This window comes from Streptomyces sp. NPDC030143 (assembly GCF_055573695.1).
The window spans coordinates 39,936-53,004 of sequence record NZ_JBVIAY010000008.1 but is presented as its reverse complement, the minus strand read 5'-3'; the positions used below and the strand labels follow the sequence as shown (position 1 = coordinate 53,004).

12 protein-coding genes are annotated in these 13,069 nt (G+C 74.5%); 9 read left to right on the top strand and 3 right to left on the bottom strand.

The features are described 5' to 3' along the window. Nucleotides 1–20 precede the first annotated feature (20 nt). A complete protein-coding gene (locus ACZ4YY_RS16155; protein ID WP_468289621.1) occupies nucleotides 21–1,037 on the bottom strand; it encodes an SAM-dependent methyltransferase in 1,017 nt (338 codons plus the stop codon). 140 nt (nucleotides 1,038–1,177) lie between these two features. On the opposite strand from ACZ4YY_RS16155, the gene ACZ4YY_RS16150 reads away from it, so the two are divergent. The 3 genes from ACZ4YY_RS16150 to ACZ4YY_RS16140 all read left to right on the top strand — a co-directional run bounded on the left by ACZ4YY_RS16150 (nucleotide 1,178) and on the right by ACZ4YY_RS16140 (nucleotide 3,909). Next, entirely contained in the window at nucleotides 1,178–2,380 is a 1,203-nt protein-coding gene (locus ACZ4YY_RS16150; protein ID WP_468289619.1) for a sensor histidine kinase, read from the top strand. Between the two features lie 74 nt (nucleotides 2,381–2,454). Next, the gene (locus ACZ4YY_RS16145; RefSeq protein ID WP_468290180.1) at nucleotides 2,455–3,123 is read left to right on the top strand and encodes a response regulator transcription factor; all 669 of its coding nucleotides are present in this window, start codon (nucleotides 2,455–2,457) and stop codon (nucleotides 3,121–3,123) included. 114 nt (nucleotides 3,124–3,237) lie between these two features. Then, nucleotides 3,238–3,909: an AAA family ATPase gene (locus ACZ4YY_RS16140; RefSeq protein ID WP_468289616.1), complete on the top strand. Its 672-nt coding sequence runs from the start codon at nucleotides 3,238–3,240 to the stop codon at nucleotides 3,907–3,909. 293 nt (nucleotides 3,910–4,202) lie between these two features. Here the strand turns inward: ACZ4YY_RS16140 and ACZ4YY_RS16135 are convergent, their stop codons facing one another. Beyond that, a complete protein-coding gene (locus ACZ4YY_RS16135; RefSeq protein ID WP_468289614.1) occupies nucleotides 4,203–5,309 on the bottom strand; it encodes a DUF5937 family protein in 1,107 nt (368 codons plus the stop codon). Between the two features lie 159 nt (nucleotides 5,310–5,468). Here ACZ4YY_RS16135 and ACZ4YY_RS16130 point away from each other — a divergent pair, with 159 nt between their 5' ends. Next, nucleotides 5,469–5,696 carry a hypothetical protein gene (locus tag ACZ4YY_RS16130; RefSeq protein WP_468289611.1) on the top strand — a complete coding sequence of 76 codons (228 nt, stop codon included), beginning with the start codon at nucleotides 5,469–5,471 and terminating at the stop codon, nucleotides 5,694–5,696. A 338-nt stretch (nucleotides 5,697–6,034) separates the two neighbouring features. Here ACZ4YY_RS16130 and ACZ4YY_RS16125 read toward each other — a convergent pair whose 3' ends face one another. Further along, complete coding sequence (locus tag ACZ4YY_RS16125) at nucleotides 6,035–7,210, bottom strand: threonine aldolase family protein (RefSeq protein WP_468289608.1); 1,176 nt, start codon at nucleotides 7,208–7,210, stop codon at nucleotides 6,035–6,037. A 337-nt stretch (nucleotides 7,211–7,547) separates the two neighbouring features. On the opposite strand from ACZ4YY_RS16125, the gene ACZ4YY_RS16120 reads away from it, so the two are divergent. From ACZ4YY_RS16120 to ACZ4YY_RS16100, 5 genes are read left to right on the top strand one after another with little or no spacing between them, the layout of a single operon-like run. Beyond that, complete coding sequence (locus ACZ4YY_RS16120) at nucleotides 7,548–8,477, top strand: Rossmann-like and DUF2520 domain-containing protein (RefSeq protein WP_468289605.1); 930 nt, start codon at nucleotides 7,548–7,550, stop codon at nucleotides 8,475–8,477. Beyond that, nucleotides 8,474–9,466 carry a pantoate--beta-alanine ligase gene (panC, locus tag ACZ4YY_RS16115; RefSeq protein ID WP_468289602.1) on the top strand — a complete coding sequence of 331 codons (993 nt, stop codon included), beginning with the start codon at nucleotides 8,474–8,476 and terminating at the stop codon, nucleotides 9,464–9,466. The genes ACZ4YY_RS16120 and panC overlap by 4 nt, the downstream gene beginning before the upstream one ends. Continuing rightward, nucleotides 9,463–11,178: an L-aspartate oxidase gene (locus tag ACZ4YY_RS16110; protein ID WP_468289599.1), complete on the top strand. Its 1,716-nt coding sequence runs from the start codon at nucleotides 9,463–9,465 to the stop codon at nucleotides 11,176–11,178. The genes panC and ACZ4YY_RS16110 overlap by 4 nt, the downstream gene beginning before the upstream one ends. Nucleotides 11,179–11,183: 5 nt before the next feature. Continuing rightward, nucleotides 11,184–12,176: a carboxylating nicotinate-nucleotide diphosphorylase gene (gene nadC, locus ACZ4YY_RS16105; RefSeq protein WP_468289596.1), complete on the top strand. Its 993-nt coding sequence runs from the start codon at nucleotides 11,184–11,186 to the stop codon at nucleotides 12,174–12,176. A gap of 15 nt (nucleotides 12,177–12,191) precedes the next feature. Further along, on the top strand, nucleotides 12,192–12,989 hold the full coding sequence (locus tag ACZ4YY_RS16100; protein WP_468289593.1) for a type III pantothenate kinase: 798 nt from the start codon (nucleotides 12,192–12,194) through the stop codon (nucleotides 12,987–12,989). Nucleotides 12,990–13,069 lie beyond the last annotated feature (80 nt).

Genomic DNA, 13,069 nt, shown 5'->3' with positions numbered 1-13,069 from the left:
TGCGCGGCCTGCCGGAGCGCTCAGCCGTCCGGCACGAGCGGATCGGGGATGCCGACGGGCTGGAGCAGCCAGCCGAAGTCACCCAGTCCGCCCGGTGCGGTGAGCTCGGCGGCCTCTCCGGCGCCCGCGAGAGCGCGCACGTACGCGGCGGGGTCCGTGGACGCGAGCGCGAGCGGGGGGCGCGCGCCCGTGAGCCCGAGGGCGCGCAGGGCGGCGCGCTGGGGGACCAGGCGTGCGCCGGCCTCCGCCCCCGCAGTCGCGCAGGCGTCCAGGGCCACGTGGGTGGTGAGGTCGCAGGAGCCGTCGGGGACGGGCGTCGTCTCGTGGCCGGTGCGGAAGGCGGTGAGGGTGCCGAACGGGGGACGGGCGGACGCCGTGTGCGCGTAGTCGACCGCCACCGCGAGGCCCCGCGCCACGCGCGAGACGGCCGCGGCCCACGCGGTGTCCCGGGGGAGGCCGATCTCCGCCCGCAACCCCTCCTGCGCGGGCAGCGGCCACCACCGAGCGAGCCACCGCGCCGCCGCGCCGGACACCGGCTCTCCGAGCCGCTCGGTGCCGTCGTCGCGGACGAGGACCAGGCGGGGCACGCCCGCGGCGTCCACCTCCACGACGTCGACCGGCACGTTGTCCAGCCACTCGTTGGCGAAGAGCAGCCCGGTGAGCTGCTGCGGCGGCTCGGTGAGCCACTCGATCCGGTGAGCGAGGCCCGCGGGGCGGTCGGCGACCTCGACGGCGTACGCGCGCGTGCGGGCCGCGACGTCGGCGGGGAGCGCGGCGAGCACGCCGGTGACGAGTTCGCCGCGCCCGGCGGCGAGGTCGACGAAGTCGAGCGACGCGGGCCGGCCGAGCGCCTCGTCGACCCGGCACAGCAGCCGCGCCACGGCCCCCGCGAAGAGGGGCGACGCGTGGACGGACGTACGGAAGTGGCCGGCGGGACCCTCGGGGCGCCGGTAGAAACCGTCCGGTCCGTACAGGGCGGCCTCGGTCGCCGCCCGCCAGCCGCGCCACCCGCCGGAGTCCGTCGTCGCTTCCCTCACCCGGCCAGACTATGCGTCCAGGTGATCACGACTGTGCGAACAAGTGATCACGGCCTCCACCTTGCGGAGTATGCGCGTCGGCACCGGATCGACCCTCCGGTTGACCCCTGCACTCATCGGGCTTCCCTACGCTGGGTTACGTGCAGCGCCTCTATGACTTCCTCCGCAGGCACCCGACCGGGGTCGACGGCTTCTGGGCCGTCGTCCTGTTCGGGATCTCGCTCGTGTCGGAGCCGACCGTCCAGGAGGCCGGGGGTAACGACGCCCCGGCACTGGTCGTTCCGATCACGCTCCTGCTGTGCCTGGTGATCGCGCTGCGTCGCCGTCTGCCCGAGAAGATGCTGCTGCTGGCCTGTGCGACGGGCCTCGCGCAACTGATCCTCGACGTTCCGACGGCGCCCGCCGACTTCGCGCTGCTGGTGATCGTGTACACGGTCGCCGCGAACGGCGCCCGCTGGGCCTCCCGCCTCGCCCTGGCCCTGGGCCTGTGCGCGGCGACGGTGGCGCAGGTGCGCTGGCCGGAGGAGGACGCGAGCGTCGCCGGGAGCATCGCGGTCGTCGTCCTGCTGACCGTGCCGTTCGCCCTCGCCTGGGTGCTCGGCGACTCGATGCGCACCCGTCGCGCCTACTTCGCGCAACTGGAGGAGCGTGCCGCCCGCCTGGAGAAGGAGCGCGAGGCGCAGGCGAAGGTCGCCGTCGCCGCCGAGCGCGCCCGCATCGCGCGCGAGCTGCACGACGTCGTCGCGCACAACGTCTCCGTGATGGTGGTGCAGGCCGACGGCGCCGCCTACGTCCTCGACGCCGCCCCCGACCAGGCGAAGAAGGCCCTGGAGACGATCTCCTCCACCGGCCGTCAGGCCCTCGCCGAGATGCGCCGCCTGCTGGGCGTGCTGCGCACCGGCGAGCACGAGGAGAGCGGGGAGTACGTCCCCCAGCCCGACGTCGAGCAGATCGAGGATCTGGTCGAGCAGTGCCGCGGTGCGGGCCTGCCCGTCGACTTCAGGGTCGAGGGCACCCCGCGCCCGCTGCCCAGCGGCGTCGAGCTGACCGCGTACCGCATCGTGCAGGAGGCGCTGACCAACACCCGTAAGCACGGCGGGCCCAACGCGGGCGCGAGCGTACGCCTGGTCTACTTCGACGACGGTCTCGGCCTGCTCGTCGAGGACGACGGCAAGGGCGCCCCGCACGAGCTTTACGAGGAGGGCGGCGCCGACGGCCGGGGCCACGGCCTGATCGGCATGCGCGAGCGCGTCGGCATGGTCGGCGGCACCCTGGACGCGGGCCCGCGCCCCGGCGGAGGATTCCGCATCAGTGCCCTGCTGCCCCTCAAACCCGCGCACTGACGCCGACGCGCGCCCCCGGTTGACACCTGTCACGCCCCTGACCCTTGACGAGAGACCCCATGGAAGAGGACCCGATGACGATCCGCGTGATGCTCGTCGACGACCAGGTGCTGCTGCGCACCGGGTTCCGGATGGTGCTCGCCGCCCAGCCGGACATGGAGGTCGTGGCGGAGGCGGGCGACGGCGTCGAGGCCCTCCAGGTGGTGCGCTCCACACAGGTCGACGTCGTGCTGATGGACGTGCGCATGCCGAAGCTGGACGGTGTGGAGGCCACCCGACGCATCTGCCAGGAGCCGAACCCGCCGAAGGTGTTGATCCTGACCACCTTCGACCTCGACGAGTACGCCTTCTCCGGACTGAAGGCGGGCGCCTCCGGCTTCATGCTCAAGGACGTTCCGCCCGGCGAGCTGCTCGCCGCCATCCGTTCCGTGCACAGCGGCGACGCCGTGGTCGCCCCCTCCACCACCCGCCGTCTCCTCGACCGGTTCGCGCCCATGCTCCCCAGCACCGCCAAGGAGCCCCGGCACAAGGAGCTGGAGCGGCTGACCGAGCGGGAGCGCGAGGTCATGATCCTCGTCGCCCATGGCCTGTCCAACGGCGAGATCGCGGCTCGGCTGGTGCTGTCCGAGGCGACCGTCAAGACGCACGTGGGCCGCATCCTGACCAAGCTGGGGCTGCGCGACCGGGTGCAGGTGGTGGTCCTGGCGTACGAGACGGGGCTGGTGCGGGCCGGCGGCCGCTGAGCGGACCCGGTCTCGTCCGCGTGGCCCGCACGGCACAGGCCGCCGCCCCGCCCCCGCCGGCGCTCTGGGGCGATACGCCACCCGCGCGTGACGTGCGGCCACTAGGGTGCGCGCATGCTCCTGTGGATCAACGGGCCCTTCGGGGGCGGCAAGACGCAGACCGCGTACGAGCTCCAGCGCCGCCTGCCCGCCGGTGTCGTCTGCGATCCCGAGCACGCCGGGTTCGGCCTGCGCCGCATGCTGCCGCCGGACCTGCTCGGGGCCGACGGCGGAAAGCCGCTGCTGGACGACTTCCAGGACCTGGTGTCCTGGCGGCGCGGCGTCGTCGAGGTGCTCGACCTGGTGCTCACCCGGCACGAGGGCGTGGTGATCGTGCCCATGACGGTCACGGACCCGCGCTACTTCGCGGAGACCGTCGGCAGGCTGCGGGAACTCGGCCACGACGTACGCCACTTCGCGCTCCTCGCCGAACGCGAGACCGTTCTGCGACGGCTGCGCGAGCGCGGCTTCGGGCACCTCCTCCCGTACGCCCGCGGGCGGCGGGCGGGGAGCACGGCCGGTCTGCGCAGGGAGACCTGGGCTGTCCGGCAGCTCGACCACTGCCTGGAACGCCTGTCCGGCGAGGAGTTCGCCGAGCACCTGTGGACGGACCACTCGACCGTGCCGAAGACGGCGGACCGCATCGCCGTCCTGGCCGGGCTGACGCTGAGCCCGAACACCGAGGGCCGGCTGAGGACGCGCCTGCGCCAGGCCCGGGTCGGCCTGCGGCACATCCGCTTCGACTGACGGCCCCGCCTCGCGGGCTCGGGCAGGGTCCGGCCCGACCCGCCTCCCGTGCCGGGGCGCCTCCCGTGCCGGGGCCGGGTCCGGCACGTGGCTGCGCCGGCACTGCGGAGCCGGCCTGGCAGGACACCCAGGGGGTTTACCGAAAGTCCCGCGCAGCACCCACGGCGCCCGGCACGCCCTCTCGCCGCACCGGCGGAAAGCCCGAGTACATGGGTACGAGCGCCTTCGTCCGGCACGCCGAGAGCCCGCACCGGACACCGCGGGCACCGCACACGACCTTCGAAACACCCCTACTAGCGCAGGACGCCCTCCAGGTAGTCGCTGCCCAGCCGGGCCACGCGCGTGACGTCGAGCTGGTGCAGCACGTACCGGCCGCGCCGGCGAGTGGTGACCAGCCCCGCCTTCTTCAGGACGCCGAGGTGCCGGGATATTTCGGGGGCCGTCATGCCGTGCACCTGGGCCAGCTCGGTGGTCGTGTACGCGCTGCGGGCCAGATGCCGGCAGATCCGCATCCGCACCGGGTGCGACAGGGCGGTCATCCGCAGGGTGAGCTGCTCGACCGACGGCGGCGAGGCCGGCTCGGGCGATCCGACGGGGTAGTGCAGCAGGGGCTGCCAGCCCTGGCGGTGCAGCACGGTCAGATGCGGCCAGCCAAAGCTGGTCGGGACCAGGAGCAGACCGCCGCCGACGGTCGAGGTGCGGCCCTCCACCAGCTTGTCCACGACGATCCGCCCGCCCGCCTCGTCCAGCGTCACCACCGGGGAGACCGCCGCCAGCGCCTCCGCCAGACCACGGTGGCGCAACAGCTCCGTCTTGTGCCGGGCGTCCGCCGCCAGCTGGTGCCCGAGCCGGGACCAGGCCTCCGCGAAGAAGGCCTCGTCGCAGTCCTCCAGGAAGCGCCGCATCCACGCGCGGACGCTGGGCGGGTCGTCGAGCAGCCGCTGCGTGAACCGCACCTGCCGGGGACCGCGCGAGGCGGCCACCTCCAGGGCTCGGCGGCGCAGACCGGGGTCCGACAGGTCGACCGGAGCCGGCGTGTCCTGGGTGAGCACACAGGTGAACTCCAGAGCGGCGTCCACGAACTGCTCGTCGGTGAGCTTGTCCAGCAGGTCCAGTTCCTCGCCCAGGGTGGCGCCGGGCAGGGTGGTGCGGCCCGGGATGCCCGCGTAGGGCAGGAAGATGTCGGAGAAGGTCGTCCGCCACAGGAAGTCGGCCTCGCACATCCGGTCCGCCAGGTGCGAGTCCAGGCGGGCGGTGACGCCGGTGACCCAGCCCTGGAGACCGGGGTGGTGCCCCGGCTCGGACAGCGCGTGCAGCGCCATGCCGAGCTCGGCCAGGGGGGAGGGCACGACGGCGATCCTCTCCGGCCGCAGTCCCGTGATGTCGATGCTCACGCTCATGCACTCATGGTGCACCCCGCCTCTGACAACGCCGCCCTCGTTTGACGTCCGCCGTCAATCGACGCGACGCCGCGCGCCGGCCCGGAGCAACCTGGGACACCGCGGCCACCGCGGAGCCTTCCGGATCCCCCGTCCCCCCGTTCTGAAGAGGCACCGGCCATGAGCATCACCCAGCAGTACGCCCTCGACGTCCACCGCGCCCTGCGCCACGGCGAACCCGTGCCGCCCGCACCCGGCGCCCACGACTGGCAGCTGGTCCGCGAGTTCCACGACCACCGGCAGTTCCGCGCCGTCCTGGCGGGCCGCCCGGCCCGGGGCCGAATCCGCCGTGCCCTGAGCCGCCTGCGGCACCGGCAGCAGCGCGACACGGCGGCAGCCGGCCGCTGACGACCCGCGACCGGCCCGTCGTCCTCTGCCGGCCCCGGAGCCCCGGGACGTCGGCGGTGTGCCGTCCGTTCGATGTGCCGCCCGTTCGGCGGGCAGGCGGCAGGCGGCAGGCAGGCGGCAGACGGGCAGGCGGCAGGCGGGCAGGCGGCAGGCGCGCAGCGGCAGACCCGGGCGCCGGAGCCGTCGTCCCGCGGCCGGCGTGACGCCCGCCGTCGTCCCGCGGCCGGCGTGACGCCCGCCGTCGTCCCGCGCCCTGCGTGACGCCCGCCGCCGTCCCACGCCGGTTCCTCGTCCGCCGCCGTCCCGGGAGGGGGGCCCTCGCCCCGCCGTCCCGGGTCCTACGCGGTGAGGGCCGCCACCCGCGCCACGAAGTCCGCCGCCGCGGCCCGTACGTCGGCCGCCGTCCACTCCAGGCCGGCGGAGCGGACGGTGACCTCGGTGAAGGACACACCGGGCCCGCCCCGGTCCCAGGCGGCGGCGAAGAGCATCGTCCCGGTCTCCTCGGCCTGGAGCGCGGCCGCCTCCGCGAGGACCTCCGGCTCGTACGGCAGCCACACCTGGAACTCGTGGGTGTGCGGCACCCCGGGGTGGACGCGCGACCACGGCACGCCCGCCCCGGCGAACGCCTCGCGCAGCGCGGCGGCCACCACGCGCGCGTGGGCGACGTACCGCGGCAGCCGGGGCAGCTCCCGCTCCAGCCCGGCGAGCGCCGACAGCGCCGTCGGGAACTGCTGGAAGACCATGCCGCCGTACCGGTGCCGCCAGACCCGCGTCTCCTCCACGAGAGTCCGCGGGCCCGCCAGCGCGGCGCCTCCGAAGCCGTCGAGGGACTTGTAGAACGACACGTAGACGCTGTCAGCGAGCCCCGCGATCTCGTCGAGGGGGCGGCCGAGGTGGACGGTGGACTCCCACAGGCGCGCGCCGTCGAAGTGCACCACCGCGTCACGCTCGCGTGCCGCCTCCACGACCGCGGTGAGCTCCTCCCAGGAGGGCAGCACGAAACCGGCGTCCCTCAGGGGCAGCTCCAGCATCAGCGTGCCGAAGGGTTCCTCCAGGGCGCGGACCTCGTCCGCCGTCGGCAGCCGGGGCTCGCTCGTGACGCGGACCGGGCGCAGCCCGCTGACGGCGGTGAACGCGCCGCGCTCGTGCACCTCCGGGTGGGCCAGTGCGTGCAGGGCGACCGTCGGGTTGCCGGTACGGCCCGCCCAGCAGCGCAGGGCGACCTGCTGGGCCATCGTGCCGGTCGGGAAGAACGCGGCGGCCTCCGTGCCCAGCAGGGCGGCGACGCGCTTCTCCAGGGCCTCCACGACGCCGTTCCCGTAGATGTCCGCCCGCTCGTCCAGGTCGTACACCTCCGGTGCCGTCTCCTCCAGCAGCGCGAGCCGTTCGCGCAGTGTGCCCAGGAAGCCGGGGCGTGACAGGACGCGCTCCGCCGCCCGGAAGGCCGCCGCCCGCCGCTCCCGCAGCAGGCGCCCCGCCGACGTGTCCCCGCCCTGCCCGCCCGTGTCCGTCATGGAACGGATCATGCCGCGCGGCGCGCCGCGCGGGCACCCCGGGTACGTCCCCGCCGCTTCTCGGTGCCCCCTGGCCGCTTCCCGCAGGGGCGTGTGTCCCGGTGCGGCCCCGCCGCTCCCGGCGCCCCCGGCCGCTCCCCGCAGGGGCGCGCCCGCCGCCTCTCGGCGTCCCACCCGCGTCCGCGCGGCGGCGTGCCCGTCGCTTTTCCGCGTGCCTCGCTGCTGTCGGAAAACCCACAGCCTGTGGATGACCGGGGGCCTGGGGGACGGATCGCGTTAACATGACGAGAAATCGTCCGGTACCCAGAGCGGACTGGAACGGGAAGGCCGCCGTCGCGTGAGTACAGTCCACCAGCCAGACCCCAGGGACCGCCCCGCGCGGCTCACCGTCGGCGTCGTCGGCGCCGGGCGCGTGGGCCCGGCGCTCGCCGCGTCCCTCCAACTCGCCGGACACCGGCCGGTCGCCGTCTCCGGTGTCTCCGACACCTCCCGGCGGCGGGCCGCGCAGATGTTGCCCGACGTGCCCCTCGTCCCGCCCGCCGAGGTCCTCGGCCGCGCCGAGCTGGTGCTGCTGACCGTCCCCGACGACGCTCTGCCCGAGCTCGTCCAGGGCCTCGCCGACACCGGCGCCGTACGGCCCGGGCAGCTCCTGGTGCACACCTCCGGGCGGTACGGCGCGAAGGTCCTCGACCCCGCCCTGCGCGCGGGCGCGCTGCCGCTGGCCCTGCACCCGGCGATGACCTTCACCGGCACGCCCGTGGACGTGCAGCGGCTGGCCGGCTGCTCCTTCGGCGTGACCGCGCCCGAGGAGCTGCGGCTGGCAGCCGAGGCCCTCGTCATCGAGATGGGTGGCGAACCGGAGTGGATCGCCGAGGAGAACCGCCCGCTCTACCACGCGGCGCTCGCCCTCGGCGCCAACCACCTGGTCACCCTGGTCGCGCAGTCCATGGAGCTGCTGCGCACGGCCGGTGTCACGGCCCCTGACCGGATGCTCGGCCCGCTGCTCGGCGCCGCCCTGGACAACGCGCTGCGCTCCGGTGACGCGGCGCTCACCGGCCCCGTCGCGCGCGGGGACGCGGGCACGGTCGCCGCCCACGTCCTGGAGCTGCGCAAGCACGCCCCGCAGACCGTGAGCGGCTATCTGGCGATGGCCCGGGCGACCGCCGACCGCGCGCTCGCCCACGGGCTGCTGAAACCGGAACTGGCCGAGGACCTCCTCGGGGTACTCGCCAACGGGACCGACGGCGCCGAGGGAGATGCCGGATGACCACGACCCTGCTGCGCACCGCCGCCGAACTGCACGCACGCACGCGTGCGGGCCGTCGCGCCGTCGTGATGACGATGGGCGCCCTGCACGAGGGCCACGCCACCCTCGTGCGCACCGCCCGCGAGATCGCCGGACCCGAGGGGGAGGTCGTCGTCACGGTCTTCGTCAACCCCCTGCAGTTCGGCGCGGGAGAGGACCTCGACCGCTATCCGCGCACCCTGGACGCGGACCTGAAGATCGCCGAGGAGGCGGGCGCGGACGTCGTGTTCGCCCCCTCCGTGGACGAGGTCTACCCGGGCGGCGCGCCCCAGGTCCGCGTCGGCGCGGGCCCCATGGGGGAGCGCCTGGAGGGCTCCTCCCGGCCCGGCCACTTCGACGGCATGCTCACCGTCGTCGCCAAACTGCTGCACCTCACCCGGCCCGACGTGGCGCTGTACGGGCAGAAGGACGCCCAGCAGCTCGCCCTGATCCGGCGCATGGTGCGCGACCTGAACTTCGGCGTCGAGATCGTCGCCGTACCGACCGTGCGCGAGGACGACGGACTGGCCCTGTCCAGCCGCAACCGCTACCTCTCCCCGGCCGAGCGGCGCACCGCGCTCGCCCTCTCCCAGGCGCTGTTCGCGGGCCGTGACCGGCACGCCGCGCAGGAGGCGCTGCGGGCCCGTGCGCGGGAGGTGCCCGCCACGCACGCGCGTGCGGAGGCGCTCAGCGCCATAGGGGAGTCCCGGGCGGCGGCCGACGCGCACGCCGTCGCCAAGGCCGCCCCCGGATCCGCGGCGGCCGTCCGCGCGGCCGCACGGCTCGTCCTCGACGAGGCCGCCCGGCTGAACCCGCCACTCGAGCTGGACTACCTCGCGCTCGTCGACCCGTCCGACTTCACCGAGATCGGGGACGACTTCACCGGCGAGGCCGTCCTCGCCGTCGCCGCCCGGGTCGGGACGACCCGGCTGATCGACAACCTTCCCCTCACGTTCGGAGCCGCCTCGTGACCAGCACAGGCATACGACTGCACGCGCCCGCGCCCGGGTGGTCCATCTCCGCGGACGTCGTGGTCGTCGGCTCCGGGGTCGCCGGACTGACCGCCGCCCTGCGCTGTGAGGCAGCCGGCCTGACGACGGTCGTGGTCACCAAGGCCCGCCTGGACGACGGCTCCACCCGCTGGGCGCAGGGCGGCATCGCCGCGGCCCTCGGCGAGGGCGACACGCCCGAACAGCACCTGGACGACACGCTGGTGGCGGGCGCGGGCCTGTGCGACGAGGACGCGGTGCGGATCCTGGTCACCGAGGGCCCCGACGCCGTACGGCGGCTGATGTCCACCGGCGCGCACTTCGACACCGACGACGAGGGCGGCATCCAGCTCACCCGCGAGGGCGGCCACCACCGACGCCGTATCGCGCACGCGGGCGGCGACGCGACCGGCGCGGAGATCTCCCGCGCGCTCGTGGAGGCGGTACGCGCGCGCGGCCTGCGCACGATCGAGAACGCGCTCGTCCTGGACCTGCTCACGGACGCCGACGGCCGGGCCGCGGGTGTCACCCTGCACGTCATGGGCGAGGGCCAGCACGACGGCGTGGGCGCCGTGCACGCCCCGGCGGTCGTCCTGGCCACCGGTGGCATGGGCCAGGTCTTCTCCGCCACCACCAACCCGTCGGTGTCCACCGGCGACGGCGTGGCGCTCGCGCTGCGCGCCGGTGCGGAGGTCTCCGACCTGGAGTTCGTCCAGTTCCACCCGACCGTGCTCTTCCTCGGCCCCGACGCCGAGGGCCAGCAGCCCCTGGTCTCCGAGGCCGTGCGCGGCGAGGGCGCCCACCTGGTCGACGCCGACGGCGTGCGCTTCATGGTCGGACAGCACGAGCTCGCCGAACTCGCCCCGCGCGACATCGTCGCCAAGGGCATCATGCGCCGCATGCAGGAACAGGACGTCGAGCACATGTTCCTCGACGCCCGCCACTTCGGCGCCGAGATGTGGGAGCACCGCTTCCCGACGATCCTCGCCGCCTGCCGGGCCCACGGCATCGACCCGGTCACCGAGCCCGTCCCGGTCGCGCCGGCCGCCCACTACGCCTCCGGGGGCGTGCGCACCGACTCCCACGGCCGGACCACCGTCCTCGGTCTGTACGCGTGCGGCGAGGTCGCCTGCACCGGCGTGCACGGCGCGAACCGGCTCGCCTCCAACTCCCTCCTCGAAGGCCTGGTCTACGCCGAGCGCATCGCCGCCGACATCGCGGCGAGCGGCGCGGACGAGGGCCTCCACGTGCGCGTGCCCGCACCGGTGGAGCACCCCGAGACGCCCGCCCACCCGCTGCTGGCCCCCGAGGCCCGCTTCGCGATCCAGCGCGTCATGACCGAGGGCGCGGGCGTCCTGCGCTCCGCCTCATCCCTGGAGAAGGCCGCCGACCAGCTCCACCGGCTGCACGACGAGGCCCGCGACGCCCTCGCCGAGAACGGCAAGACCGCCGCGCCCGGCGTCGACACCTGGGAGGCCACCAACCTCCTGTGCGTGGCCCGCGTCCTGGTGGCCGCCGCCCGGCAGCGCGAGGAGACCCGCGGCTGCCACTGGCGCGAGGACCACGCCGATCGCGACGACCGCGCCTGGCGCCGCCACATCGTCGTACGGCTGAATCCGGACCGGACGCTCGCCGTACACACCACCGATACCGCAGACTTCCCCCCGACCCGGCAGCACCAGCAGGAGCAGTGACAGAAGTGAGCACCCCCGAGGACCTTCCCCTCGTCCGGAACGGCGGCTGCGGCGACGGCTGTGCCTGTGGCGCCGACGCCGGCCTCGACGGCGACGAGGAGTACCTGGAGTGCGGGTTGGATCCCGCGCTCGCCGAGCTCCTGGCCGAAGCGGGGCTCGACCCGCTGGAGGTCGAGGACATCGCCAACATCGCCATCCAGGAGGACCTGGACCACGGCGTGGACGTGACGACGGTCGCGACCATCCCCGAGGACGCGGTGGCCACCGCCGACTTCACCGCCCGTGAGGCGGGCGTCGTCGCGGGCCTCAGGGTCGCCGAGGCGGTCGTCTCGGTCGTCTGCTCGGACGAGTTCGAGGTCGAGCGGCACGTGGAGGACGGCGACCGGGTGGAGGCCGGGCAGAAGTTGCTGTCGGTCACCACGCGCACGCGTGACCTGCTCACCGCCGAACGCAGCGCCCTGAACCTGATGTGCCGCCTGTCGGGCATCGCCACCGCCACGCGCGCGTGGGCGGACGTCCTGGACGGCACGAAGGCACGCGTGCGGGACACCCGCAAGACCACCCCGGGCCTGCGAGCCCTGGAGAAGTTCGCCGTGCGCTGCGGCGGCGGCGTCAACCACCGCATGTCCCTCTCGGACGCGGCCCTGGTCAAGGACAACCACGTGGTCGCCGCCGGCGGTGTCACCCAGGCCTTCCAGGCCGTGCGGGAGGCCTTTCCGGACGTGCCGATCGAGGTGGAGGTCGACACCCTGCACCAGCTGCGCGAGGTCGTGGACGCGGGCGCCGACCTGATCCTGCTGGACAACTTCACGCCCGGGGAGTGCGCGGAGGCCGTCGGCATCGTCGGCGGCCGCGCGCTGCTCGAGGCGTCCGGCCGGCTGACCCTGGACAACGCCAAGGCGTACGCCGACACCGGCGTGGACTTCCTGGCCGTGGGCGCCCTGACCCACTCCTCGCCGATCCTCGACATCGGCCTGGACCTGCGAGCGGCGGAGTAGGAGCGGGAACCGGCCATGCTGCTGACGATCGACGTGGGAAACACCCACACGGTGCTCGGCCTGTTCGACGGTGAGGACATCGTCGAGCACTGGCGCATCTCGACGGACGCCCGCCGTACGGCCGACGAGCTCGCCGTGCTGCTCCAGGGCCTGATGGGCATGCACCCGCTGCTCGGCGTGGAGCTGGGCGACGGCATCGACGGCATCGCGATCTGCGCGACCGTGCCGTCCGTGCTGCACGAACTGCGCGAGGTCACCCGCCGCCACTACGGCGACGTGCCCGCCGTGCTCGTCGAACCCGGCGTGAAGACGGGCGTGCCGATCCTCTTCGACAACCCCAAGGAGGTCGGCGCCGACCGCATCATCAACGCGGTCGCCGCGAACGAGCTGTACGGGGGCCCGGCGATCGTCGTCGACTTCGGCACGGCGACGACGTTCGACGCGATCAGCGCGCGCGGGGAGTACGTCGGCGGTGTCATCGCCCCCGGCATCGAGATCTCCGTGGAGGCCCTGGGCATCAAGGCCGCGCAACTGCGCAAGATCGAGGTGGCCCGCCCGCGCAGCGTCATCGGCAAGAACACGGTCGAGGCGATGCAGGCCGGCGTGGTCTTCGGGTTCGCGGGCCAGGTCGACGGGGTGGTCGGCCGGATGGCCCGCGAGCTGGCGGACGACCCGGACGACGTGACGGTGATCGCCACGGGCGGTCTCGCGCCGATGGTGCTGGGCGAGTCGTCGGTGATCGACGAGCACGAACCCTGGCTGACGCTGATCGGCCTGCGCCTGGTGTACGAGCGCAACGTGTCGCGGATGTGAGCGAGTTCCGGCCCCGGAGGACTTCCCCGACGGGGCCGCGCAGCCCTCACGGACCCCTCGCGGGAGTGGGGCGGCCGTTC

Coding starts and splice junctions, on each gene's coding strand:
- ACZ4YY_RS16130 (WP_468289611.1), top strand. CDS start 5,469: ATGAGCATCACCCAGCAGTACGCCCTCGACGTCCACCGCGCCCTGCGC.
- ACZ4YY_RS16135 (WP_468289614.1), bottom strand. CDS start 5,309: ATGAGCGTGAGCATCGACATCACGGGACTGCGGCCGGAGAGGATCGCC.
- panC (WP_468289602.1), top strand. CDS start 8,474: ATGACCACGACCCTGCTGCGCACCGCCGCCGAACTGCACGCACGCACG.
- ACZ4YY_RS16125 (WP_468289608.1), bottom strand. CDS start 7,210: ATGACGGACACGGGCGGGCAGGGCGGGGACACGTCGGCGGGGCGCCTG.
- ACZ4YY_RS16100 (WP_468289593.1), top strand. CDS start 12,192: ATGCTGCTGACGATCGACGTGGGAAACACCCACACGGTGCTCGGCCTG.
- ACZ4YY_RS16140 (WP_468289616.1), top strand. CDS start 3,238: ATGCTCCTGTGGATCAACGGGCCCTTCGGGGGCGGCAAGACGCAGACC.
- ACZ4YY_RS16145 (WP_468290180.1), top strand. CDS start 2,455: ATGACGATCCGCGTGATGCTCGTCGACGACCAGGTGCTGCTGCGCACC.